The 24,507-nt window shown below is 72.8% G+C and carries 22 protein-coding genes and 1 pseudogene; 15 read left to right on the forward strand and 8 right to left on the reverse strand.

Features of this window, described 5'->3' with window-relative positions; all coding sequences use genetic code 11:
- Nucleotides 1–349, forward strand: a pseudogene (locus E1264_RS43510) (aminotransferase); the annotation flags it as partial.
- Here E1264_RS43510 and E1264_RS20265 read toward each other — a convergent pair.
- Both E1264_RS20265 and E1264_RS20270 read right to left on the reverse strand, forming a co-directional pair.
- Entirely contained in the window at nt 321–1,004 is a 684-nt protein-coding gene (locus E1264_RS20265; protein ID WP_132175794.1) for a gamma-glutamyl-gamma-aminobutyrate hydrolase family protein, read from the reverse strand. The pseudogene E1264_RS43510 and the gene E1264_RS20265 overlap by 29 nt on opposite strands.
- Entirely contained in the window at nt 1,001–2,470 is a 1,470-nt protein-coding gene (locus tag E1264_RS20270) for an aldehyde dehydrogenase family protein (protein ID WP_132175796.1), read from the reverse strand. Before E1264_RS20270 ends, E1264_RS20265 begins: the two co-directional genes overlap by 4 nt.
- Nucleotides 2,471–2,577: 107 nt before the next feature.
- Between E1264_RS20270 and E1264_RS20275 the strand changes: the two genes are divergently transcribed.
- Genes E1264_RS20275 through E1264_RS20285 form a run of 3 tightly spaced genes read left to right on the forward strand, consistent with a single transcriptional unit; the run spans nt 2,578 to nt 5,762 of the window.
- Nucleotides 2,578–4,026, forward strand: a complete 1,449-nt coding sequence (locus tag E1264_RS20275; protein WP_132175798.1) for an aldehyde dehydrogenase — start codon at nt 2,578–2,580, stop codon at nt 4,024–4,026.
- Nucleotides 4,014–4,916, forward strand: a complete 903-nt coding sequence (locus E1264_RS20280; RefSeq protein ID WP_132175800.1) for a 3,4-dihydroxyphenylacetate 2,3-dioxygenase — start codon at nt 4,014–4,016, stop codon at nt 4,914–4,916. The genes E1264_RS20275 and E1264_RS20280 overlap by 13 nt, the downstream gene beginning before the upstream one ends.
- Nucleotides 4,917–5,762, forward strand: coding sequence for a fumarylacetoacetate hydrolase family protein (locus E1264_RS20285; RefSeq protein WP_132175802.1), 846 nt, complete (start codon nt 4,917–4,919; stop codon nt 5,760–5,762). It begins immediately after the preceding gene.
- 3 nt (nt 5,763–5,765) lie between these two features.
- Here the strand turns inward: E1264_RS20285 and E1264_RS20290 are convergent, their stop codons facing one another.
- From E1264_RS20290 to E1264_RS20300, 3 genes are all read right to left on the reverse strand, one after another.
- Nucleotides 5,766–6,713 (reverse strand): TIGR03619 family F420-dependent LLM class oxidoreductase, encoded by a 948-nt coding sequence (locus E1264_RS20290; RefSeq protein WP_132175804.1) that lies wholly within the window; start codon nt 6,711–6,713, stop codon nt 5,766–5,768.
- A 65-nt stretch (nt 6,714–6,778) separates the two neighbouring features.
- Nucleotides 6,779–7,354 carry a MarR family winged helix-turn-helix transcriptional regulator gene (locus E1264_RS20295; RefSeq protein WP_207936041.1) on the reverse strand — a complete coding sequence of 192 codons (576 nt, stop codon included), beginning with the start codon at nt 7,352–7,354 and terminating at the stop codon, nt 6,779–6,781.
- Between the two features lie 105 nt (nt 7,355–7,459).
- The gene (locus E1264_RS20300; RefSeq protein ID WP_132175806.1) at nt 7,460–8,245 is read right to left on the reverse strand and encodes an acetoacetate decarboxylase family protein; all 786 of its coding nucleotides are present in this window, start codon (nt 8,243–8,245) and stop codon (nt 7,460–7,462) included.
- Nucleotides 8,246–8,404: 159 nt separating this feature from the next.
- On the opposite strand from E1264_RS20300, the gene E1264_RS20305 reads away from it, so the two are divergent.
- From E1264_RS20305 to E1264_RS20315, 4 genes are all read left to right on the forward strand, one after another.
- Nucleotides 8,405–9,748 (forward strand): glutamine synthetase family protein, encoded by a 1,344-nt coding sequence (locus E1264_RS20305; RefSeq protein WP_207936042.1) that lies wholly within the window; start codon nt 8,405–8,407, stop codon nt 9,746–9,748.
- A gap of 42 nt (nt 9,749–9,790) precedes the next feature.
- Complete coding sequence (locus tag E1264_RS20310; protein ID WP_243711051.1) at nt 9,791–11,044, forward strand: cytochrome P450; 1,254 nt, start codon at nt 9,791–9,793, stop codon at nt 11,042–11,044.
- 64 nt (nt 11,045–11,108) lie between these two features.
- Complete coding sequence (locus tag E1264_RS43515) at nt 11,109–11,291, forward strand: hypothetical protein (protein WP_165964267.1); 183 nt, start codon at nt 11,109–11,111, stop codon at nt 11,289–11,291.
- Nucleotide 11,292: 1 nt separating this feature from the next.
- Nucleotides 11,293–12,327 carry an alpha/beta hydrolase gene (locus tag E1264_RS20315; RefSeq protein ID WP_207936043.1) on the forward strand — a complete coding sequence of 345 codons (1,035 nt, stop codon included), beginning with the start codon at nt 11,293–11,295 and terminating at the stop codon, nt 12,325–12,327.
- Here E1264_RS20315 and E1264_RS20320 read toward each other — a convergent pair.
- Together E1264_RS20320 and E1264_RS20325 are read right to left on the reverse strand one after the other, a co-directional pair.
- Nucleotides 12,324–13,751, reverse strand: coding sequence for an aldehyde dehydrogenase family protein (locus E1264_RS20320; protein ID WP_132175810.1), 1,428 nt, complete (start codon nt 13,749–13,751; stop codon nt 12,324–12,326). The genes E1264_RS20315 and E1264_RS20320 overlap by 4 nt on opposite strands.
- Nucleotides 13,752–13,755: 4 nt before the next feature.
- Nucleotides 13,756–15,237, reverse strand: a complete 1,482-nt coding sequence (locus tag E1264_RS20325) for a PucR family transcriptional regulator (protein ID WP_132175812.1) — start codon at nt 15,235–15,237, stop codon at nt 13,756–13,758.
- A 91-nt stretch (nt 15,238–15,328) separates the two neighbouring features.
- Here E1264_RS20325 and gabT point away from each other — a divergent pair, with 91 nt between their 5' ends.
- From gabT to E1264_RS20360, 7 genes are all read left to right on the forward strand, one after another.
- Nucleotides 15,329–16,690 (forward strand): 4-aminobutyrate--2-oxoglutarate transaminase, encoded by a 1,362-nt coding sequence (gene gabT / locus E1264_RS20330; protein WP_132175814.1) that lies wholly within the window; start codon nt 15,329–15,331, stop codon nt 16,688–16,690.
- A gap of 189 nt (nt 16,691–16,879) precedes the next feature.
- Nucleotides 16,880–18,580, forward strand: coding sequence for an amidohydrolase (locus E1264_RS20335; RefSeq protein ID WP_132175816.1), 1,701 nt, complete (start codon nt 16,880–16,882; stop codon nt 18,578–18,580).
- A gap of 1 nt (nt 18,581) precedes the next feature.
- Nucleotides 18,582–19,760: an ABC transporter substrate-binding protein gene (locus E1264_RS20340; protein WP_132175818.1), complete on the forward strand. Its 1,179-nt coding sequence runs from the start codon at nt 18,582–18,584 to the stop codon at nt 19,758–19,760.
- Nucleotides 19,753–20,610, forward strand: coding sequence for a branched-chain amino acid ABC transporter permease (locus E1264_RS20345; protein ID WP_132175820.1), 858 nt, complete (start codon nt 19,753–19,755; stop codon nt 20,608–20,610). The genes E1264_RS20340 and E1264_RS20345 overlap by 8 nt, the downstream gene beginning before the upstream one ends.
- Nucleotides 20,597–22,294, forward strand: coding sequence for an ATP-binding cassette domain-containing protein (locus tag E1264_RS20350; RefSeq protein ID WP_132175822.1), 1,698 nt, complete (start codon nt 20,597–20,599; stop codon nt 22,292–22,294). The genes E1264_RS20345 and E1264_RS20350 overlap by 14 nt, the downstream gene beginning before the upstream one ends.
- Nucleotides 22,291–22,995 carry an ABC transporter ATP-binding protein gene (locus E1264_RS20355; RefSeq protein ID WP_132175824.1) on the forward strand — a complete coding sequence of 235 codons (705 nt, stop codon included), beginning with the start codon at nt 22,291–22,293 and terminating at the stop codon, nt 22,993–22,995. Before E1264_RS20350 ends, E1264_RS20355 begins: the two co-directional genes overlap by 4 nt.
- Nucleotides 22,996–23,005: 10 nt before the next feature.
- Entirely contained in the window at nt 23,006–23,797 is a 792-nt protein-coding gene (locus E1264_RS20360; RefSeq protein WP_132175826.1) for an SDR family oxidoreductase, read from the forward strand.
- Here the strand turns inward: E1264_RS20360 and E1264_RS20365 are convergent.
- Nucleotides 23,784–24,507: MsnO8 family LLM class oxidoreductase (locus E1264_RS20365; protein WP_132175828.1), on the reverse strand; the 724-nt coding region annotated here is incomplete at its 5' end. The genes E1264_RS20360 and E1264_RS20365 overlap by 14 nt on opposite strands.

A 24,507-nucleotide genomic window follows, 5' to 3' on the forward strand; every position in this document is an offset into this window, starting at 1 on the left:
GACCGATGATCCGGGGCTGGTCGGGACCGGGCCCTGGTTCCAGTTCCACTTCGACCGGTTCGTGCTGCCGCCCGGCGCCGTCGAGGTCGCGCGGAGCGCCGTCTGCCCGCAGGCGTTCGTGGTGGGACGGTCGATGGGCGTGCAGTTCCATCCCGAGATCACGGCCGCGCAGTTCGGGCAATGGCTGGCGAACGGCGCCGCGCGGCACCTCCGGGACCGGGGCATCGATCCGGACGCCCTCCTCGCGGAGGTCAAGCGGACGGAGGCCGAGGCGGCCCGGCGGACCCACGCCCTCGTCGACGCCTTCCTGGACCGGGTCGCTACCCGGAAGCCCGAACCAGAGCGGTGAAAAGGGCCTGCTGAGCGGGGTCGGTGGCGGCCGTGTCCTCCGGGTGCCACTGGACGGCCAGGAACCACCGGTCCGGGTTCGCCAGTTCGGCGGCCTCAAGGGTGCCGTCGGCGGCGTGGGCCGTGGGCGTCAGGGACGGGGCCGGCGTCGCCGTCGACTGATGGTGGTAGCAGGACACGGTCGTCTCCTCCTCGTCCAGGATCTTGGCCAGGAGCGTGCCCGCCCTCACGGTCACGGGGTGGACCTTGTGGCGGTGGTCTTCAGGCATGTGCTGGGTGAGGGTGCCGCCCAGGACCGTGTTCACGACCTGGAAGCCGCGGCAGATGGCCAGGGTGGGGATGTTCGCTTCCAGGGCGTGGGCGGCCAGGGCCAGGTCGAAGGCGTCCTGTTCGTCGTCCACGTCGTAGAGGGACTCGTGTTCGGTGTCCGCGCCGTAGTGGCGGGGGTGGATGTCGCCGCCGCCCGGCAGGAGGAGGCCGTCGCAGCGGGCCAGGCGGGACGGTTCGTACGGCTCCGCCGGGTGCATGATGAACGGCTCGCCGCCTGCCCGGTACACCGCCTCGACCAGGGAGCGGGCGGCGACCTCGGCCCTGTAGCGGAGCGCGGAGGCGGACGTGGAGAAGCGCGCCGGAAGGGCGATCAGGGGACGGGTCACAGCTCGATCCACGTGGTCTTCAGGTCGGTGTACTTGTCGAGGGCGTGGAGCGACTTGTCGCGGCCGTGGCCCGACTGCTTGACGCCGCCGAACGGGACGCTCATGTCGCCCTCCTCGTAGCAGTTGACCCAGACCGTCCCGGCGCGCAGGGAGCGGGAGACCTTGTGCGCGGTGGACAGGTCGGACGTCCAGACGGCGGCGGCCAGGCCGTAGTCGGTGTCGTTGGCCAGGGTGATCGCCTCGTCGACGGAGTCGAACTCCAGCACGGCCAGGACGGGCCCGAACACCTCCTCGCGGGCCAGCCGCATGTCCGGTTTGACCTGGTCGAACACCGTGGGGGCGATGAAGCGGCCGTCCGCCGTCGCGCCGGTGCGCAGGCGGGCGCCGTCCGACTTCGCCGCCTGGATGTGGGACATGACGCGGGCGTGGTGGGAGAGGGAGACCAGCGGGCCCATCTCGGTGGACGGGTCCAGCGGGTCGCCCGTGCGGAGCGACTCGGCGCGGGCGACGACGCGGTCGACCACCCGGGAGGCGATCGACCGGTGCACGAGGAGGCGCGACGGTGCCGTGCACATCTCGCCCGCGTTGAAGAAGATGCCCCAGGCGGCGGTGTCGGCGGCGGCGTCCAGGTCGGGGGCGTCCGGGAGGATGATGTTGGGCGACTTGCCGCCCAGCTCCAGCCAGACGCGCTTGAGGTTGGAGCCGGCGGCGTAGCGCAGGAAGTGCCGCCCGACCTCGGTGGAGCCGGTGAAGGCGAGGACGTCCACGTCCGGGTGCTCGCCCAGCGCGCGGCCCGCCACCTCGCCGGGCCCGTTGACGACGTTGAACACGCCGGGCGGCAGCCCCGCCTCGGCGGCGAGCGCGGCCAGGTGCAGCGCGGACAGCGGCGACTCCTCGGCCGGTTTGAGGACGGCCGTGCAGCCGGACGCGAGCGCCGGGGCGATCTTCCAGGCGGCCATGGTGAGCGGGAAGTTCCACGGGACGACGGCCGCGACCACGCCCACCGGCTCGCGGGTGACCAGGGCGAGGGAGGAGCCGCCCGTGCGGGGCGACTCGTCCAGCTGCTTGTCGGCGGCCTCGGCGTACCAGCGGACGCAGTTGATGACGGCGCGCAGCTCGATGCCGTACGACTCGCTGATCGGCTTGCCCATCTCCAGGCTGATCAGGAGGGCGATCGTGGAGCGGTCGCGTTCGATCAGGTCGGCCCAGCGCAGGAGGGCCGCCTTGCGCTCGGCGGGGGCGAGGCGGGGCCAGGGGCCGGTGTCGAACGCCCGGCGGGCGGCGGCGACGGCGGCGTCCACCTCGGGCCGCCCGGCCGAGGCGACGTGGGCGATCGTCTTGCCGTCGCGGGGCGAGACGACGGGGGTCGCGGCCGTGCCGGTGAACTCGCCGCCGATGTGGTGGCCGGTGTGCGGGACGAGCCCGGCGGCCCGGGCGCGCCATTCCTCGTACGGGACGTCGGTCACGAACCCTCCTCTAGAGTCGTTTGCACCCGAACAGTAGCTCGGGCGGCTTGACCGCCGCCATCCCGGTTCCTAGATTATTTGGGACCAAACAAAATGGAGGTGGAGCGATGGCAACCGTCGCGGGCGTCGCCGTCGAGCCCGGACACTGGATCGGCGGGGAGCGCACCGGCTCCGCCGAGACCTTCACCAGTGTCTCGCCGATCGACGAGCGGCCGATCGCGGAGATCGCGCGGGGCGGGGCGGCCGAGGTGAACGCCGCCGTCGACGCGGCGCGCCGGGCCTTCCCCGCCTGGGCCAGGACGAGCCGGGAGGAGCGGGCGCGGCTGCTGCACGCCATCGCCGACGGCGTCGAGAAGCGGATCGAGGAGCTCGCCCAGGTCGAGACGGCCGACAACGGCGCGCTGATCCGCTCCCACCGGCGCGGGGTGATGCCCCGGGTCGCGCACAACTTCCGCTTCTTCGCCGACTGGCTCCTGAATCTCGGCCACGAGGACTTCGAGACCCGGGGCCATACCAACCATGTGAGCTGGGATCCGGCGGGCGTCGCGGCGCTCATCACCCCGTGGAACGCTCCGCTCATGCTCGCCACGTGGAAGATCGCGCCCGCGCTGGCGGCCGGGAACACCGTCGTGCTGAAGCCCGCCGAGTGGACGCCGCTCACGGCGTCGCTGCTGGCCGACATCACCGCCCAAGCCGGGCTTCCCGACGGCGTGTTCAACGTCGTCCAGGGGTACGGCGCGGAGGTCGGCGGGCCGCTGACCGCGCACCCGGACGTCAAGCGGATCAGCTTCACCGGGTCGGTTCCCACGGCCCGGACGATCGCGGCCGCGGCGGCCCCCAACCTGACGCCGCTGTCGCTGGAGCTGGGCGGCAAGTCGCCGCTGGTGGTGTTCGCCGACGCCGACCTCGATCTCGCGGTCGATCTGGCGGTCGAGCAGTACGACAACGCCGGGCAGGTCTGCCTGGCGGCGACCCGGCTGCTGGTGGAGTCGTCCATCGCGGACGAGTTCACCGCGCGTTTCCTGGAGAAGGCGGCCGCGATCACGCAGGGCGATCCACGCGACGAGGCCACCGACATCGGGCCGCAGATCCATCGGCGCCATCTGGAGCGCGTGGACGGGTTCGTCCAGCGGGCCAAGGACGCGGGGGCGCGCGCGCTCATCGGCGGCGGCCCGAACGAGGAGCTCGGCGGCCTCTACTACCGGCCGACCCTCTTCGTGGACGCCCCCGACGGGGCCGAGATCCTCACGGAAGAGGTCTTCGGGCCCGTCCTCACGCTTCAGACGTTCGACACCGAAGAGCAGGCCATCGCCATGGCGAACGGCACCCGGTTCGGGCTCGCCGCCACGCTCGCCACGGGTGACCCAGAGCGCGCGCGGCGCGTGACGGAGCAACTCGTGGCCGGGACGGTCTGGGTGAACTGCTTCTTCGTCCGCGACCTGAAGGCCCCCTTCGGCGGATCCCGGCAGTCCGGGGTCGGGCGCGAGGGCGGCGACTGGAGTTTCGATTTCTACTGCGACCTGAAGAACACGGTGACGGCCCCATGGGTGAGATAGTCGGCGCGGGACTCCTCGCGCACGTTCCCACGATCGTCCTGCCCGAGGTCACGCGGCGGGAGCTGAACAACGGCGAGGACACCACGCTCGTCCCCGGCCTGCGCAGGCTGCGCCAGGACGTCTTCGAGAAGGGCGGCTACGACACCGTCGTCGTCCTCGACTCCCACTGGGCGACGACGGTCGAGTTCGTCACGACCGCGCACGAGCGGCGGGCGGGGCTGTACACGTCCGAGGAGCTGCCGCGCGGCATGTGCCGCATGCCGTACGACTTCCCCGGCGACCCCGAGCTGGCGCGGGCGGTCGCGCGCTACGCCGACAAGCACGGGACGTGGATCACCCCGATCGACGACCCGTACCTGCCGATCTACTACGCGACCGTCAACCTGTGGACGCACCTCGGCGTGCGCGACGACCCGTACCTCGGCGAACCGGGCAAGCGGTGGATGTCGATCGGCGTGTGCCAGACCGCCGACACCGAGGACTTCCTGCGCCTCGGCCGCGCCCTCGGCGACGCGATCGCGGCCACGGACCGGCGCGTGCTGCTGATCGCGTCCGGCGCGCTGTCGCACACGTTCTGGCCGCTGCGGGTGATCCGCGACCACGAGGCGTCCGGGCCCGAGCACATCTTCACGCCGGAGGCGCGGGCCGCCGACGAGGAGCGCATCGCCTGGCTCCGCGCGGGCGACCACGGCCGGGTGCTCGACACCATGCCGGAGTTCCTGACCTTCAAGCCGGAGGCCCGCTTCGGCCACTACCTCATGATGATCGGCGCCCTGGGCGAGCATGCCTGCAAGGCCCCGGGACGCCTCTACAGCGAGTACGAGAACTCCGTCGGGACGGGCCAGGTGCACATCTGGTTCGACCGCCCTGAGAACGGATGGACCGCGTAAATGCCCGAATACCGACGGATCCTGCTGGACGGCGCCGCCACCCAGGTCATCAAGGACGGCGACGACCTCGTCAGCGCGGACGGCCGCAGCGTGCGGGCCGCCGAGGCCGTCCACCTGCCGCCGTGCGAGCCGTCCAAGGTCGTCGCGGTGCACCTCAACCACCGCAGCCGCGTCGAGGAGTTCCAGACCAGCCTTCCGCCCGCTCCCACCTACTTCCACAAGCCGATCTCGGCGCTGAACGCGCACGGCGGCGCGGTCGTCAGGCCGGAGCGGTGCAAGTACCTCAACTACGAGGGCGAGATCGCGATCGTCATCGGGCGGACGGCCCGCAACGTCTCGCCGAAGGAGGCGGGCGACTACATCGCGGGCTACACCGTCGCCAACGACTACGGCCTGCACGACTTCCGCGACACCGACGCGGGGTCGATGCTGCGGGTGAAGGGCTCCGACACCCTCTGCCCGCTGGGCCCCGGCCTCGTCACCGACTGGGACTTCCGCGGCAAGTACCTGCGGACGTACGTCAACGGCGAGCTGGTGCAGGACGGCAGCACCGACGAGATGGAGTGGGACATGCACTATCTCGTCGCCGACATCGCCCGCACCATCACGCTCTACCCCGGTGACGTGCTGCTGTCGGGGACGCCGGCGAACTCGCGTCCCGTCCAGCCGGGCGATGTCGTGGAGGTCGAGGCGGAGGGGCTCGGCCGGCTCCGCAACCACATCGTCGCGGGCCCGGTGCCGGTCCGCGACGACTGCGGCGCGCAGCCGACCGAGTCGGAGGAGGTCATCTCCACCGCGTTCGGCGGCGACTGGGAGTTCCGCGGCATCCGCGCCCCGCGCCGCTAGCCGTCAGGACACCAGGGCGTCGGCGCGGCGGACAACCTCGCGGCAGAAGGCGCCCACGCCGTCCGGGTCGTCGGTGAACTGGGACGGCTTGATGCAGAACGTCGTGAACCCCTGCTCCAGCTGCGACGGGATGCTCTCCAGCGCCGGTTCGAGCGGGGACACCGAGTCGTCGTCGGGGAACACGGGACGGCAGCCGCCGATCATCTCCAGGTCGGCGGCGTCCCGCCCGGCGGCGGCCATCGCGGCGGCGAGCCGGTCGGTCTCCTCGGGCGTGGGGTGTCCCAGCGGGTGGAAGCCGTGCCCGTACTTCACGAGCCGGTCGAGGAGCCTGTCGTGCAGGTGCTGCCCGCCGAACCACATGCGCGGGCCGTCCGGACGGTACGCGCGGGGCTCGAAGTAGACGTCCTCGAAGGAGAAGTGCGTGCCGCTGTAGGAGACGGGGGAGCCGCGCCACAGCAGGTCCCAGATCTCCAGCTGCTCGTCCAGGATGGCGCCGCGCTTGCCGAACGGGACGCCCAGCGCCGCGTACTCGTCCCGGCTCCAGCTCACGGTCGGCTGGAGGACGAGGCGCCCCTCCGACAGCAGGTCGAGCGTGCCGATGTCGCGGGCCAGCGCGAGGGGGTGCCGCAGCGGCGCGAGGACGGCCGCCGCCGCCAGCCTGATCCGCGTCGTCACGGACGCGATGGCGCCGAGCAGCATCAGCGAGCCGGGCCACGGGGTGAACGGGTCCTGGTTGCCGGGGTAGGCGTAGTCGCGCGGGTTGCCCATCACGCCCTTCGCGCCCGCGTCCGGGCCGAGCACGATGTGCTCGCTGACCATGACGGCGTCGAAGCCGGCGTCCTCGGCCTCGCGCGCCCACCGGACGAGGGTCGGGAGGTCGCGGCCGGTGGTGAGCGTCCAGTTCTCGCTGAGCACGAGCACGAAGCGGGGCGAGCGTGGCGTAGGCGTCATCCCGATATCGTATGGGCCCAAACGAATGCCGGGCAAGGGTGAAACGCCGGGCAGGAGGTGAGGCGTCAGGCGCGGGAGGCGCGGCGGCCGGAGCGGCGGGGCGGCGGGGGCGACTCGGCCCGCAGCGAGGCGCGCCGCCCGTCGCCCTCCTCCTCCAGGTGCTCGATGATCGACCGGAGCGTCTGCGCGAGGCCGCGGTTGTCGTCGCCGCTGAGCCGCTCCACCACGAACGCCTCCTCGGCGTTGAACGCCGGGAACAGCGCCCGCATCAGCTCCTGCCCCTTGACGGTGAGGCGGAGCAGGACGAGCCGCCCGTCCGTGGCGTGCGAGCCGCGCTCGATCAGGCCGCGCCCCTCCAGCGTCTTGACGACGCCGGTGAGCGTCCCCTTGGAGATCCCCGCCTCCTCGGCGACGTGCCGCGTCTCCATCTCGTCCCAGATCCACACGACCCACAGGACGACGAACGCGGTCCAGGTCAGGTCGGCGCCGCGCAGCACCGAGCTCTCGAAGTGCTGCCGGATCGCGGCGGCGGCCCGGTAGATGTTGGAGACCGCCATCATCGCGTCGTGCCGCAGCGGGACGTCCCCGAGGCGCCGCTGGATGGCCTGCTCGGTCTCTTGCAGTGTGTGGTGCCCGGTCACGGTGCGTCCTCCAAGGGGCCCGGCGCTGACGACCCTGTCACGGGGCCGGAAGGTGAATCTACCCTTGCCGGGCCTGGTCCGACTCCGCAGGAGTGGGCGGAGGTGTCAGGCGAGGCGCCGTCCGCCGTTCCAGATGACGCCGACTTGGCGGTAGTAGGCGCCGATGGGCTCCTCGACCGTCAGCAGCGAGAGCTCCTCGGTCGGGGCGTCGAACAGGCGCAGCTCGGCGTCGCCCTTCCACGCCCGGCCCGCCTCGAAGCCGGACGCGCCGGACTCGACCAGCTCGTCCAGCGCCGGGCCCTGCGCGGGGTCGATGGACGGCAGGTAGCGGTGGTGCGCCATGGGATGTCCGTTGACGAAGCCGTTCGTCTCGGACGGCTCCCGCAACGTCACCACGGCCTCGGCGAGGCGCCGGTCGGCGGCGGCCAGCGTGGCGCCGAAGCGGCTCCCGGCCTCCAGGCGCGGGGCGGGGCCGAACGGGTGCGGGCGCGTCTGGTGGATGGAGCCCAGCTTCTTCGGATACCCCTGGTGCAGCCCGCGGGCGATGGCGAAGTCCTTGTCGACCCAGATGTAGACGCACCGGGAGTACGTCCGCCCCTCGAAGGAGCAGCGCACGACGACGAAGCACTCCTTGTACTGCGCGCGGACCGGGTCGAGCAGCTCCTCACCCGACTCCGAGCACGACTGCCAGTCGGCCCAGATGATCGCGACCGCGCCGGGGTCGTCGGCGGCGGGGGAGAGCGGCTCGGGGAGCAGTTCGGCGACGCGCGCGGGGTCCGTGCGGTACTCGACGGTGAGCAGGTCGCCGGAGTAGTGCCACGGCGGGCTCGGGATCAGCGACGAGCGGCCCGTCGCGGTCTTGGGGTGCAGGAAGCCTCGGACGGTCGCCACCACGTTCCTCCCGGCAGATTGTTTGGGCCCGTACGATAGTGCCTTCCGGGCATAATCGCCACTCCGGCACCCTGGTGATCAGGGCACTCCTCCGTGAAGTGTTGTCAGGAGTGCCCGTCCGCCATATGGTTTGAACCCAAATGACTTGAGGGAGTGCGCGTGAGCCGACCGGTCGAGGATGTGGTGAGGGAACTGGCCGCCGACGGGATCGACGTGGTCCGGGTGTCCTACCCCGACCTGATCGGCATCGAACGAGCCCGCGACGTGCTAGTCGAGCGCCTGCCCGCGGTCGTCGACCACGGGCTGTCGTTCTGCCGGGCCGTCTACCACACGACGCCCGGCGGCGAGACCGTCGAGGTCCCCGGCGGCATGGACGCCGGGCTCCCCGACATCTGCGTGCGCCCCGACCTGTCGACGCTGGCGAAGATCCCGTGGGAGGACGGCGTCGCGTCCTGCCTGGGCGAGGCGTACGAGCCCGCGAGCGACGACCTCTGCCCCGAAGGGCCCCGCGAGGTACTGCGCCGGGCCATCGCCAAGCTGGGCGAACTCGGCATGCACGCCGTCGCCGGGCCCGAGTTCGAGTACTACCTCTGCGAGCCCGACCCGTCCTCGCCCGCCGGCTGGCGCCGGTACGCCGACGCGCCCGGCAACGTCTACACCTCCGGGCGCAAGGGCGACCCGGATGGGCACGTCCTGCGCGTCCTGCGGCACCTGCGCGACCTCGGCCTCGGCGTGACGATGGGCAACCACGAGTTCGGCGGCGGCCAGTTCGAGATCAACATCGACCACTCCGCCGCGCTCGACGCCGCCGACCGCGCGTTCCGGTTCAAGTCGTCCGTCCAGGAGATCGCGCGGAGCGAGGGGCGGATGGCCACGTTCATGGCCAAGCCGTTCAACGACCAGGACGGATCCGGCTTCCACGTCCACCTGTCCTGCCAGGACGCCGAAGGCCGCAACGTCTTCGACGGGCCCGACAGCGAGGACGGCCTGTCCGAGACCGCGCACCACGCCATCGCGGGGGTCCTGGAGCACGCGCCCGCGCTCGCCGCCCTGCTGAACCCGACCATCAACTCCTACAAGCGGTTCGGCCCCGACAGCCTCGCCCCCTGGCTGATCGACTGGGGGCTGGACAACCGCAGCGCCATGGTCCGGATCCCGCCGGAGCGCGGCGGGGCGTCCCGGCTGGAAGTGCGGCTCGGGGACGCCAGCGCCAACCCCTACCTGGGGATCGCCGGCCTGATCGCCGCCGTCTACCTGGGCGTGCGGGACAAGGCGTCCGCGCCGCCGCCCCTGGAGGGCTACGGCTACGACGCCGCCAAGTCCCCCGTCCTGCCCGGCGGCCTGTCCGCCGCGCTCGACGCCCTGGCCGCGGACGAGGCCCTCAAGGACGTGCTCGGCGAGCCGTTCGTCACCGCCTTCCTCGCCTACAAGCGGGACGAGGTCGCGCGCTTCCGCCGCCACGTCACCGACTGGGAGTTCCGCGAGTACGCGTACCACCTGTAAGCGCGTACCACCTGTGGCGCGCACCACCTCTGAGGAGGCCCGTTGCCGAACGAGACCCTGGCCGTCGACCTCGCCGACCTCGACAACTTCATGGACGACGCGACCCCGTGGCGGATGTTCGAGGCGCTGCGCCGCACCGAGCCCGTCCACTGGAACCCCGAGCCGGACGGCGGCAGCGGCTTCTGGTCCCTCACCCGGCACGCCGACATCGTCGCCGCCGACCGCGACTCCGCGACGTTCACGTCCGAGAGGTTCGTCAACCTCGAAGAGGTGGACGAGCGCCAGGCCGAGATCCGCCGCTCCATGCTGGAGATGGACGGCCCCCGGCACCTCGCGATGCGCCGCCTGCTGTCGCGCGAGTTCACGCCCCGCGCCGTCGCCGGCTACGCCACGTTCCTGCGCGGACTCACCGCCCGCACCCTCGACGCCGCGCTCGCCAGCAGCACGTTCGACTTCGTCGCCGACATCGCCGCCGACTTCCCGATCAACGTGCTGGCCCGCATGCTGGACGTCCCCGACGGCGACACCCGGCGCCTCATCGACTGGGGCAACCGGATCATCGCCAACACCGACCCCGAGTACGCCGACGTCCTGCTGAACAGCGCGGAGAGCGAGCGGTACCGCGACCTACCGTTCCGCAGCCCGGCGTCGCTCGAGGTCTTCGAGTACGGCCGCGAGCTCGCCGCCCGCCGCCGCGGCGGCGAGGGCACCGACCTCGTCAGCCGCCTGGTCAACCAGACGCCCATGGACGGCGAGCCCCTCTCCGACCGCGACTTCGACAACTACTTCCTGCTGCTCGTCGTCGCCGGGAACGAGACGACCCGGCACGCCATCACCCACGCCATGCGCGCCCTGATCGACCACCCCGACCAGGCCGAACGCCTCCGCGCCGAGCCCGACCTGATGCCAACGGCCGTCGAGGAGTTCCTGCGCTGGGCCTCGCCCGTCTACCACTTCCGCCGCACCGCGACCCGCGACACCGAGGTCAACGGGACGCCGATCGGCGCGGGCGACAAGGTCGTCCTGTGGTTCGCGTCCGGCAACCGCGACGAGGCCGTCTTCACCGACCCGCACCGCTTCGACATCACCCGCAGCCCGAACGACCACATCTCCTTCGGCAAGGGCGGCCCCCACTACTGCCTGGGCGCCGCCCTGGCCCGCCTGGAGATGCGCATCATGTTCGAGGAACTCCTGCCCCGCCTCTCCGACATCCGCCTGGCGGGCGACGTGACCCGCGTCCGCTCCAACTTCGTCAACGGCATAAAGCAGATGCCGGTGACCGTCACCCTCGCCTGACCCGACGCCCCTCACCCGAGCAAAGGCGTCCGGCGTCTTCAACACCCTGCGGCAGTTCGCCGGCGTGTTCGGCGTGGCGATCCTCGCGGCGGTGTTCTCGGCTCGGGGCGGTTACGGCACCCTGGCCGGTGCGCTGGTCGCCCTCCTGATCCCCCGGCCCGACCGGGCATGCCGGACGGCCGGGACCGGGCGCTACGATCGGCGGCGCCGCAGCGTCACCCGGAGGAAATATGCCGCGATTGAGTGAGATGGTGCCGCCCCCGGTCACGAGGGGCCTGCTCCGCGCGGTGTTCGGGCTTCCGGGGCCGGTCAAGCGGCTGATCGCGGGCGCCCCGGTGCGGCTGGACGGGCAGCGGCTCGACCTGGACGCCCAGCTCCTGCTGCGGATGACGCGGCTGGAGGGCGGGCACCTGGCGGCGCCCACGGTGGAGGAGGCCCGGCGCGGCCTCCGGCGCGGGCAGAGCTATCTCGACCGGGTGCCCGCACGCCCGGTCCGGACGCGGGACGTCGACGCGGGCGGCGTCCCGGCGCGCCTCTACACGCCGAAGGGGCTGCCGGCGGGGTCCCCGCTGCTCGTCTTCTACCACGGCGGCGGCTGGGTCATCGGCGGCCTCGACACGCACGACACGGTGTGCCGGTACCTGGCCGTGCACGCCGACGTGCGGGTGCTGTCGGTGGCCTACCGGCTCGCCCCTGAGCACCGGTATCCGGCGGCGACCGAGGACGCCGTGGCCGCCTACGAGTGGGCGGTGGCGAACGCCGGGACGCTGGACGCCGACCCCGCGGCGGTCGCGGTCGGGGGCGACAGCGCGGGCGGCAACCTCGCGGCCGTCGTCGGCCTGCTCGCCGAGCGCAGGCCCGACTTCGCGCTGCTGTTCTACCCGGCGGCCGACCTGACGGTCAGGCGGCGGTCGCGGGAGCTGTTCGCGGACGGCTTCTACCTCACCGACGACGACATGACCTGGTTCCGTGACCACTACTGCCCGGACGAGGAACGGCGCGCCGATCCGGCCGCATCGCCGCTGCTGGCGGAGGATCTGAGCGGATTCCCGGCGACGTACCTCGTCACGGCCGGGTTCGACCCGCTGCGCGACGAGGGCGAGGCGTTCGCGCGGCGGCTGGCGGAGGCCGGGGTGCCGGTCGCGGCGCGGCGGCAGGACGACCTCGTCCACGGCTTCGTGAACATGTGGCCGCTGGGCGGACGGTTCCGGGAGGCGCTGTCCGAAGCGGCGGGGGCCCTGCGCACCGGGCTGCGCGCAGGACCCCCGAAGCGGCAGGGTTAGAGGGGCAGGCCCGTGAGGATCATGACCTTCTCCTCGGTGTAGTCGGCCATCGCGGAGCGCAGGCCCTCGCGGCCGACGCCGGAGTCCTTCACGCCGCCGTAGGGCATCTGGTCGGCGCGGTAGGACGGGACGTCGCCGATCACGACGCCGCCGACGTCCAGCTCGCGGTGCGCGCGGAACGCGATGTCCAGATTGCGGGTGAACACGCCCGCCTGGAGGCCGAACTTGGAATCGTTGACCTTCGCGAACGCGTCGTCGACACCGTCCACGGCCTGGACGAACATGACCGGGCCGAAGACCTCCTCGCGGGACACCTTGGCGTCGGCGGGCACGTCGGCCAGGACCGTGGGCGCGTACGCGGCGCCCTCGCGGGTGCCGCCGGTGAGGACCTTCGCGCCCGCGGCGACGGCCTCGTCCACCCAGGACTCGACGCGCTCGGCGGCCTCCTGGCTGACGAGCGGCCCGACCTGGGTCTTGTCGTCCCACGGGTCGCCGGTGACGAGGGAGCCGACCGTCTCGACCAGCTTCGGCACGAACTCGTCGTAGACGGAGCGGTCCACGTAGACGCGCTGGACGGCGATGCAGCTCTGCCCGGCCTGGTAGTTGGAGAACAGGCCGATCCGCTTGGCGGCCCAGTCGAGGTCGGCGTCGGGCAGGACGACCGCCGCGCCGTTCCCGCCGAGTTCGAGCGTGACGTGCTTGCGCGGCGCCCGGTCGTTGATCGCCCAGCCGACGGGGACGGAGCCGGTGAAGGACACGATGGGCAGGCGCGGGTCGTCCACGAGCGCGGACGCCCGGTCGTTCGGGACCGTCAGGACGGAGAACATCCCGGCGGGCAGGTCGGTCTCGGCGAGCAGCTCGCCGAGCAGCAGCGCGGACAGCGGCGTCGCGGGGGCGGGCTTGAGGACGATCGGCGTGCCCGCCGCGATCGCCGGGGCGATCTTGTGGGCGGCGAGGTTCAGCGGGAAGTTGAACGGCGAGATGCCGAGCACCGGGCCCTTCGGCACGCGGGTGATGTAGGCCATCCGGCCCTCGGCGGCGGGGTCGGTGTCGAGCCGCTGCGTGGTGGCGCTGAAGCGGCGGGCCTCCTCGGCGGCGAACCGGAACGTGGAGATCGCGCGGGTCACCTCGCCGCGCGCCCAGAGCAGCGGCTTGCCGTTCTCGCCGGTGATCAGCCGGGCGACCTCCTCGGCCCGCTCGGCGAGCCGCGCGGACACGTGCGCGAGCGCCTCGGCCCGCACGTGCAGGGGCAGCGCGGCGGCCTTCGCGCGGATCGCGTGCGCGGCGGCGATGGCCTCCTCCACCTGCCCGGGCGTCGGGACGGCCGCCGTCCCGACCACGCGGCCGTCATAGGGATGCGTAACGGTCAGCTCACCGTCACCGGTCTCGGGCCGGCCGGCCAGCCAGAATGGGGTCACGTTCATGACCTCACGCTATCCCCGGCGGGCGCGTATGCGAGTCTCCACGGTGTCCAATCCGGCCGTCGGGATTGGACGCGATGGCGAGCGCGATCCACAGTTCCGCGCGGACGGCCGGGTCGTCCGGGTCGCGTCCGAGGACTTCGGCGGCCTTGCGCATCCGTGACCGGAGCGTGTGCCGGTGGACGCCGAGCGCCCGCGCCGCCGCCTCGCCCTGGCCGTTGGCCGCCACGTACGCCCGGACGGTCTCGACCAGGTCTTCGTCGCGGAGCGGTGCGAGGAGTGTGTCGGCGAAGGCGTGGGCGAGGCCCGGGTCCAGGAGCCGCAGGACGCCCTGGCCGGGAAGCGCGGAGTAGTGGACGGTGTCCTGGTGCGACCTGGTGGCTGCCGCCAGCGCCTCCTCGGCCTGCCGCAGGGCGGTTCCGAGGTCGCCGGCGGCGGGGGCGGAGACGCCGACCGGGCCGGTGGCGGCCAGCAGCGGCGCGACGGTGCCGGCCACCTCGTCCGGGACGATCACGGCGGCGCGCCCGTCGAGGGGAAGGGTCAGGCACCGGGCCCCGGCGGGGTCGGATTCCAGGACGTCGAGGACGGCGGGCCCGCCCGCGCAGGCCAGCACGCGGACCGGGCCGCGCGGCACGGCGGGCGCGTCGCCGGGGCGTCCGAGCAGGAGCGCCGCGAGCGAGGCGCGCAGGGCGCGGCCGGTGCGCGGCGTCTCCGACTGGAGCGTGAGCAGCGCGACGGCCGCGCCGACGATCGTGTGCGCGACGTGGGGGAGCGGCGCGCCGGTCCCGACGGCGAGGAAGCCGCGCGGGCGGCCGCCGAGCCCGATCCGCTGGACGACGATGTGATCGTCCGGCAGCGCCAGCGCCACGCTCGCCGCCGCGCCCCCGTCCGCGGGACGGCTCCGGCGCAGCCGGGCCAGCTCCGGCGCGATGGCGCCGGCGCGGTCGCGGGCGTCGGCGGGTTCGGCGTGCTGGACGGCGCCGGACGCGTCCAGCAGCAGCGCCCACCCGCCGAGCAGCCGCGCCAGCCGGGCGACGAGCGCGCCGGGGCCGGTCAGCGCGGCGCGGGTCAGCTCGCGCTGCGCCTGGAACGCGCGGGTCACGTCCTCGTACATCTCGGCGGCGAGCGTCCGCGACACGGCCTTCCCGATCGCGATGAACGGGGTCGGGCGCGGCACCTCCAGCAGGACGAGGCCCTGGTCCCGCGCGGCGCTGATCAGCTCGGGCGGGACGTCGTCGTGGATGACGCCGACCGCGAACCCGAGCCCCGCCACACCCCGCGCGACCAGCCGCGACACGTACCCGGCGGCGTTCGCGCCGCCCAGCCGCATCCCCGTGGTGAGGACGAGCTCGCCGCCCTCCAGGAACGGCGTCGGGTCCTCCAGCTCGCTGACCGCGACCCACACGACCGGGGTGTCCGGCAGCGGCCCGGTCAGCGACCGGAGGCCGAGCTGCGGGAGGGCGGCCACGGTGGCCAGAGTGGGCGGCATGGCAATCCCTGTGCAAAGTGTCTATCCCAAGGGGCGGATTTCGCCGTCCCGTACGGTTCATCGTAGGCGGCTGCCGACCTATGTTCAGGCCATGACCAGCCAGGACCCTGCCCCGACCGCACCCGGCACGCGCCTCCCGCAGGAGCGCCGCGTCGTCACCGAGATCCCCGGCCCGCGCTCCCAGGAGCTGCACAAGCGCCGGACGGCGGCCGTTCCGCCGGGCGTCGGCAGCGTGCTGCCGGTGTACGTGACGGACGCGGACGGCGGTGTGGTCGTCGACGCCGACGGCAACTCGCTGATCGACTTCGGCTCCGGCATCGCGGTCACCGGCGTCGGCAACGCCAACCCGCGGGTCGCCGACCGGGTGAAGGCGCAGGCCGGCCGGTTCACCCACACGTGCTTCATGGTCGCGCCGTACGAGTCGTACGTCGCGGTGTGCGAGAACCTCAACCGGATCACGCCCGGCGACCACGAGAAGCGCTCGTTCCTGGTGAACAGCGGCGCGGAGGCCGTGGAGAACGCCGTCAAGATCGCGCGGTACGCCACCGGGCGGGACGCGGTCGTCGTGTTCGACCACGGCTACCACGGCCGGACGCTGCTGACGATGACGCTGACCGCGAAGAACATGCCGTACAAGCACGGGTTCGGGCCGTACGCGCCCGAGGTCTACCGGATGCCGCTCGCCTACCCGTTCCGCTGGCCGACCGGCCCGGAGAACTGCGGGCCCGAGGCGGCGGCGCAGGCGATCGACCAGATCAGCAAGCAGATCGGCGCGACGAACGTCGCGGCCGTGCTGATCGAGCCGATCCAGGGCGAGGGCGGGTTCATCGAGCCCGCGCCCGGGTTCCTGCCCGCGCTCGCCGAGTTCTGCCGCGCCAACGGCATCCTGTTCATCGCGGACGAGGTGCAGACCGGCTTCGCCCGGACGGGCGACATGTTCGCCTGCGAGCACGAGGGCATCGTCCCGGACCTCGTCGTGACGGCGAAGGGCATCGCGGGCGGGCTGCCGCTGGCGGGCGTGACCGGCCGCGCCGACATCATGGACAAGGTCCACGGCGGCGGGCTCGGCGGCACCTACGGCGGCAACCCCCTGGCCTGCGAGGCGGCGCTGGCCGTGCTGGAGGAGATCGAGGACCGCAAGCTCACCGAGCGCGCCCGCCGGATCGGCGAGATCATGCTGCCCCGGCTGCGCGCGCTCGCCGGGAGGCATCCCGAGATCGGGGACGTCCGGGGCCGCGGCGCGATGATCGCGATCGAGCTGGTGCGGCCGGGCACGAAGGACCCGGATCCGGAGCTGACCGCGCGGATCGCCGCCCGCTGCCACGCGGCGGGGCTGCTCGTGCTGACGGCGGGGACGTACGGGAACGTCGTCCGCTTCCTGCCACCGCTCGTCATCCCGGAGGAACTGCTCGCCGAGGGCCTCGACGTCCTTGAGGAGGCGTTCGCGGGCTGACCTGCACGAACGACGGCCGCCGGCCCCCGAGCGGGGCCGGCGGTTCTGGCATGTCCGGGTACCTGTGAACGGCGTCACTCCGTTACGCGTCCGTTATTGACCCCCCGATATCGGGCCCCGTACGTTCGCAATACGTTTGGGCCCAAATTTTCACCCCGAGGGCGATGGGACGGAGTGCGAGGGATGGACATGAACGCGACGCCGGACCTGGTTCTGCTGGACGGCGAGGTCCTCACGGCCGACGCGGAGTTCACCGTGGCGCGGGCGCTGGCGATCACCGGCGGGACGATCAGCGCGGTCGGCGGCACCGACGAGATCCGCGCGCTGGCCGGGCCGCGCACGCAGGTCGTCGACCTGCGCGGGCGCACCGCGCTCCCCGGCATCAACGACTCGCACCTGCACGGCGCCGCGTTCGGCACGACCCGCCCGCCGCTGGCGATCGACGTCGCGTTCCCCACCGTCCGGTCGATCGCCGACATCCAGGAGTCGGTGAAGGAGGCCGCGTCCCGCATCCCGGAGGGCGAGTGGATCCGCGGCTACGGCTGGGACCCCGGCTACCTGTCCGAATGCGGTGAGGGCGGCCGGATGCCGGACCGCGCCGACCTCGACGCCGTCGCGCCGAACCACCCCGTCTACCTCCAGGACTTCACCGGCCACCTCACCTGGGTCAACTCCCGCGCCCTCGAACTGACCGGCGTCACCCGCGACACCCCGGTCCCCGAGGGCGGCGTCGTCCACACCGACGGCGCGGGCAACCCGACCGGGCTGCTCGCCGAGGGCGCGCAGGAGCTGATCCAGGGACGCCTGCCCGCCTTCACCCGCGAGGAGATCGTGCGGGCCATCCGCGAGAACGTCGCCGTCCTGCACAGGGAGGGCATCACCAGCTACACCGAGCCCGGGCTCGGCCCCGGCGGCAAGAGCCTGTTCGCGGGCGCGTCCGACCAGCTCACCCTGGACGTCTACGGCGACCTCGCCCGCGCCGGCGACCTCGGCGCCCGCGTCAGCGTCCTGCTGATGCTCCACGGCATGGGCGGCTCCGTCGCCGAGATCGCCGAGGGCCTCGCGAGCGCCCGCGTCCCGGAGGACGTCGACCCCCGCATCCTCCGCGTCATCGGCGTCAAGCTCTTCGCCGACGGCACCCCGCCCAACAAGACCGCGTGGATGCGCGACGAGTACCAGGGCGGCGGCTTCGGCTGCCTCTGCGTGCACGGCGCGTCCGACGCGCACCGCACCACCGAACTGAACGAGATGATCCGCCTCGCGCACATCGCCGGGCACCAGCTCGGCGTGCACGTCACCGGCGACCGCTCCCTCGACGCCGTCGTGGACGCGTTGGAGGCCGCGCAGATCCAGCACCCCCGCGACGATCCGCGGCACTACGTCATCCACGCCGACTTCCCGGGGCCCCAGAGCCTCCGCAAGCTCGCCGAGCACCGCTTCGGCGCGAACATGAACCCGGCGATCAAATGGACGATCGTCGACATGCTGGCAGAGATGCTCGGCCCCGAACGGGCCGCCTACCAGTACCCCGTCCGCTCGGCGCTGGAGGCGGGGATCCCCGTCACCGCCAGCTCCGATGCCCCCGTCACCTACCCGAACTGGCGGCAGGGCATCGCGGCGATGATGCTGCGCGAATCGAAGGCCAGCGGCAGGGTGTACGGGCCGGAGGAACGCGTCGGGCTGCCCGACGCCATCCGGGCCTACACCGCCAACGCCGCCTGGCAGGACTTCGCCGAGGACTGGAAGGGCACCCTCGAACCCGGCAGGGTCGCCGACGTCACCGTCCTCGACGGCACCATCACCTCGCTCGACCCGCACGACCTCCCGGACGTCCCCGTCGCGATGACCGTCTTCGACGGCGGTGTCGTCCACAGCACCGAAGGTCTCTGACATGCGAACCTCACATATCGCACGCATTCTCGCCGCCGCAGTCCTCGCACTGCCCGTGGCCGCCTGCGGCTCGGGCTCCGGCTCCGACTCGGGGCCGATCAACATCGGGTCGGTGTCGACGCTGAGCGGCCCGGTCACCTTCCCCGAGGCGTCGGCCGCGGCCAAGGCCGTGTTCGACGACGTCAACGCCAAGGGCGGCATCAACGGACGCAAGATCGCCTACACCGCCGCCGACGACAAGGGCGACCCGGCCAGCGCCGCCCTCGCCGCCCGCGACGTCATCCAGAACAAGAAGGCCGTGGCCCTCGCCGGCGGCGCCAGCCTCGTCGACTGCCAGGTCAACGGCCCGCTGTACCAGCAGAACAAGATCACCGACGTGCGCGGGATCGGGGTGGACCCGGGCTGCTTCAGCTCGCCGAACATCTCGCCGGTCAACACCGGCCCGTTCTTCGGCTCGACGGTGTCGCTGTACTACGCGTCCGAGACGCTGAAGCTGAACAAGATCTGCGCGTTCTTCGTCATCATCGGCAGCACCGCGAACGCCTACAAGGAGGGCGTCGACCGCTGGTCCAAGATCACCGGCAAGAAGCCGTTGATCACCGACCTGAGCCTGTCGGCGAACACCACCGACTTCACGCCCTACATCCTGCGGGCGCGGGACGCGGGCTGCGAAGCGGTCCTGTTCAACGGTGTCGAGCCCATGCTGATCGGCTGGGTGAAGGCCGCGCAGGCGCAGCGGGTCAAGGGCATCAAGTGGCTGTTCCTCGCGCCCGCCTACACCGTGGAGGTGGCGAAGGCGCTCGGTCCGGCCGGCAAGGACATCTACGCGCTGTCGGAGTTCGAGCCGTACACCGACCAGCAGTCCGCGGCCAACAAGGACTGGCGGGACACCATGACCCGGCACAAGCTGCCGCTCACCTCGTTCGCGCAGGGCGGGTACCTGGCCGCCCAGCACCTGGTCACGGTGCTGCGCTCGATCAAGGGCGACATCACCCGCGAGTCCGTCACCGAGGCGATGAAGAACCTCAAGCCGCTGCCCTCCGAGATGACCGGCCTGCCGTTCGGGTTCGGATCCGGCAACGCCCACGCCTCCAACCTCGCCGCCAAGTTCGTCCAGCCGGACGGCAAGGGCGGCTGGACCGTGCTCACCGACGACTGGATCAAACTGCCCAATGGTTGAGGGAGCGATCGCAGGACTCGCCGGCGGCGGCGCGTACGCCGCGCTCGGCCTCTGCCTCACACTGATGTTCCGGCTGGTCAGGGTCGTCAACTTCGCGCAGGTCGCGATCGGCGTGATCGGCGTCTACACGATGGCGATCCTGGCCGAGCACGGCTGGCCCTACGGCCTCGCCGCGCTCGCCGGGCTGCTCGCCGCGACGCTCTGCGCCGCCGCGCTCGGCTGGGTGATGGGCAGATGGTTCGGTGAGGCGGGCCCCGACCAGCGTTCCGCGATCTCGATCGCGTTCCTGGTCAGCCTGCTCGCCGTGTCCTACCTGGCGTTCGGGACGGACCCGCGCCGCATGCCCGGCCAGTTCGGCGGTTCGCTCATCACCGTCAACGACATCACGATCACGCAGGCCGCGGCCGTGTGCACGGCCGGCTCGATCGCGGTGGCGGCGGGGGCGTGGCTCGTCCTCACCCGGACGGTCCTCGGGCTGCGGCTCCGCGCGCTGTCGGAACGTCCGACGACCGCGGAGCTGCACGCCATCCCGTCCCGGCGGCTCGGCGTGCTGATGTGGGCGGTCACCGGGCTGCTGTCGGCGGCGGTGCTGCTGGTCATCGCGCCGCAGCAGACCAGCGACCAGACGTCGCTGGCCCTGATGATCATTCCCGCGGGGGCCGCCGCGCTCGTCGGCGGCTTCCGCAGCCTCGGCCTCACGGTCGCGGGCGGGCTCGGGCTCGGCGCGCTGCAGGGCGCGCTCGCGCACGTGTCCGAGCTGCAGCAGTACCGCGACACGGTGCCGTTCCTGGCGATCCTCGCGATCCTGATCTGGTCCCAGCGGAGGGAGGTGTGGGATGCGGCGCGTTGATCTCACATTCGTGCGGCAGCCGGCGCTGGCGCTGGCGGTCGTCGTGGTCGCGGCGGTCGCCGTCCCGCAGTACTGGCTGTTCCTCGCGACGTCGGCGCTGGTGTCGGCGGTCGCGCTGCTCGGCCTCGGGATCGTCGGGCGCGCGGGCATGAACTCGCTGTGCCAGCTGTCGTTCGCCGCCGTCGGCGCGTGGACGGTCGCGCAGCTCAACGTGTGGAACGCCCCCGGGACGCTGATCGTCTGGACGCTCGCGGGCGGCCTCGTCGCGATGCCGTTCGGGATCCTGATCGGCCTCCCGGCGCTGCGGCTGCGCGGCGTGCACCTCGCGGTCGTCACGCTCGGGTTCGCCGCGGCGGCGGCCGTGGTCGTCTCCGCGATCAACTTCCCCGGCGTCGACACCTACCAGCAGGTGCTGCGGCCCGAGTTCATCGCCACCGACCGGCAGTACTTCGTCTACGCGGGCCTGCTGTTCGTGGTGCTCGCGCTCGCCGTCGAATGGCTCGGGCGCACCCGGATGGGCGCGGCGTGGCGGGCCGTCCGGTTCTCCGAGCGCGCCACCGCCGCCGCCGGGACGAGCGTCGCCCGCGCCAAGCTGTCGGCGTTCGCGCTCAGCGCGTTCGCGGCGGGCCTCGCGGGCGGGCTGCTCGCCGGGCAGGTCGGCATGATCACCGCGCAGAACTTCGGGGTGATCGCGTCGCTGGCGCTGTTCGTCGTCGCGGTGATGGCGGGCAGCGAGTTCATCTTCGGCGCCATGTTCGGCGGCTTCCTGATCATGTTCGTGCCGGAGTTCTTCCGCCGCGCCGGGATCTCGCAGGACTGGGCCAACGTGCTGTTCGGCGTCGGCGCCGTCCAGGCCCTGTCGCAGGGCAGCAGCATCATGGAGGGGCTGGCCAGGCGGCTGCGCCTGCGCCGGCCGGCGCCGACGCCACCGCCGCGCGAGACGTCGGAGGGCGGCACACCGCCGCTCGGCGAGAAGCCGCTGCTGGAGGCCGAAGGGCTCACCGTCCGGTTCGGGCAGGTCGCCGCGCTGCAGGACGTCGACCTCACCGTCCCCGAAGGCACCGTCATGGGCCTCATCGGGCCGAACGGCGCGGGCAAGTCCACGCTCACCGACGCGCTGTCCGGCTTCATCAAGGACGCCGCCGGGACCGTCGCGCTCGACGGGCGCAGCCTCGACGGCCTGCCCGTGCACCGCCGCGCCGCCGCCGGGCTGCGCCGCACCTTCCAGCAGGACCGCGTCCCGACCGGCCTCACCGTCGGCGCCTACCTGCGCTTCGCCGCGCACCGCACCGTCACCCGGGACGAGCTGGAGGAGGTCCGCGCGTTCCTCGGCTGCCCGCCGATGGAGGCGCACGTCCTCGACCTGGACGTCGGCAGCCGCCGCCTGCTGGAGGTGGCCGCCGCGATCCTCGCCCGGCCCAAGCTGATCGTGCTGGACGAGCCCGCCGCCGGGCTCGCCCACGCCGAGTCGCTCGCGCTCGCCGACCGGCTCATCGAGGTCCCGGCGAGGTTCGGCGCGTCCGTGCTGCTCATCGAGCACGACCTGGACATGGTCCGGCGGGCCTGCGCGACGATCGTCGTCCTCGACGCGGGCACGGTCATCGCCGCCGGGCCGCCCGCCGAGGTCCTCGCGAAACCCGAAGTGGCCCGCGCCTACCTGGGAGACGAGGTGGCCCTCACGTGAGAGAGCTGAAGCTGGAGGACGTGTCGGTCGGCCGGGGCGGCGCCCCGATCGTCCGGGACGTGACCCTGACCGTCACGGCCGGGGAGGTCACCGTCCTGCTCGGCCCGAACGGCGCCGGGAAGACGACCCTCCTCGAAGCGATCGCGGGCGTCCTGCCGATCACCTCGGGGAAGCTCACCGGCGACGGTGACGACCTCGCCGGGCTCGACCGGGTGACGCGCGCCAAGCGCGGCATCGCGCTGGTCGAGCAGGGCCGGACGGTCTTCAGCAGCCTTACCGTCGCGGAGAACCTGCGCGTCGCGCGGCGCGGCACCGGCGGCGACCGCGCGCTGGAGCTGTTCCCCGAGCTGACGAAGCGCATGGACGTCCAGGCCGGGCTGCTGTCGGGCGGCGAGCAGCAGATGGTCGTGCTGGCCCGCGCGCTGTCGATGTCGCCGTCGGTGCTGCTGATCGACGAGATGTCGCTCGGCCTCGCCCCGGTGATCGTGAAGCGGCTGCTGCCCGCCGTCCGCGCCCTCGCGGACGGCGGCGCGGCGGTCCTGCTGGTCGAGCAGTTCGCGACGCTCGCCCTGGAGATCGGCGACACCGCGCACGTCCTGGCCGGCGGGCGGCTCACCCACAGCGGCCCGGCGGCGCCGCTGCGCAAGGCACCCGACGTCCTGCACGCCGCCTATCTTGGTGAGCCCGCGATCACGAGTTGAGGAGACGGACATGCAACGGGTTCTGATCGTCACGGGCGGGGGCAGCGGGATCGGCGCCGCCGTCGCCGCGGACGCCGCCGGACGCGGCGACACGGTCGTGGTCTGCGGGCGGCGCAAGGAGGCCCTCGAACGGGTCGCCGCCGAGACCGGGGCCGAGCCACGCGCCTGCGACGTGTCCGATCCGGAGGCCGTCGCCGACCTGGTGTCCGGCGTCGTCGCCGCGCACGGGCGCCTCGACGGCGTCGTCGCCAACGCGGGCGTCCTGCGCAACGGCGGCGTCCTCGACCTGTCGGCCGAGGACTGGAACGTCACCGTCCAGACCAACCTGACCTCGGTGTTCCTGCTGGCCAAGGCCGCGCTGCCGCACCTGATCGAGACGAAGGGCGCGTTCGTCGCGGTGTCGTCGGTGGCGTCGCTGCGCGTCCCGTTCGGCTGCGCGGCCTACGCCACGTCCAAGGCCGGGCTGACCATGCTGACGCAGACGATCGCGGTGGACTACGGGCCGCAGGGCGTCCGCGCCAACGTCGTGTGCCCCGGCTGGATCCGCACGGAGATGTCCGACATGGAGATGGACTACTTCGGCGAGCCGCACGGCCTCGGACGGGAGGAGGCGTACGGCGAGGTCACCCGGCTCGTCCCGCAGGGCCGCGCGGGCACGCCCGCGGAGGCCGCGGCGGCGGTGATGTGGCTGCTCGGCCCGGAGTCGTCGTACGTGAACGGCGCCGTGCTGAGCGTGGACGGCGGCACCGTCCTGCCCGACCCCGGCACCGTCCCGTTCAACTTCCAGGTCACACCGCGCTAGGCGCGAAGCTGTCCTTGTACAGGTCGGCGAGGATGTCGTAGGAGCGCAGCCGGTCGGCGTGGTCGTACACCTGGGTCACCACCATGACCTCGTCCACGCCGGACCGCTCGATCAGCGCGTCCATCCGCGCCCGGACGGTCTCCGGCCCGCCCACGACCTGGTCGGCGAGCCGCGCGTCGATCATCTGCCGGTCCAGCGACGTGTACGGGTAGGCGGCGGTCTCCTCCGGCGACGGCAGCGGGCCGGGCGCGCCCCGCCGCAGCCGCAGGAACGCCAGCGCCTGCGGCTGCGCGAGCTCCAGCGCCCGCTCGTCGGTGTCGGCGGCCGTGACCGACACGCCGATCATCGAGTACGGCTCGTCGAGCGCGCCGGGCCGGAACGACTCCCGGTACAGGTTCAGCGCCGGGACGGTGTTCTGCGCGCTGAAATGGTGCGCGAACGCGAACGGCAGCCCGAGCAGCCCCGCCAGCCGCGCGCTGTACCCGCTGGACCCGAGCAGCCACACCGGCGGCTCGTTGCCCGCGGCCGGGGTCACCTTGCTGTCCGCGGCGAAGTAGCCGCGCAGCTCGGCGACCTGCTCGGGGAAGTCGTCCACCGACAGCGCCTCGGGGGAGCGGCGCAGCGCCAGCGCGGTCGCCTGGTCGGTGCCGGGCGCGCGGCCGAGACCGAGGTCGATGCGTCCCGGATACAGCGCCTCCAGCGTCCCGAAC

The organism is Actinomadura sp. KC216 (genome assembly GCF_004348535.1).
Taxonomy (GTDB): domain Bacteria; phylum Actinomycetota; class Actinomycetes; order Streptosporangiales; family Streptosporangiaceae; genus Spirillospora.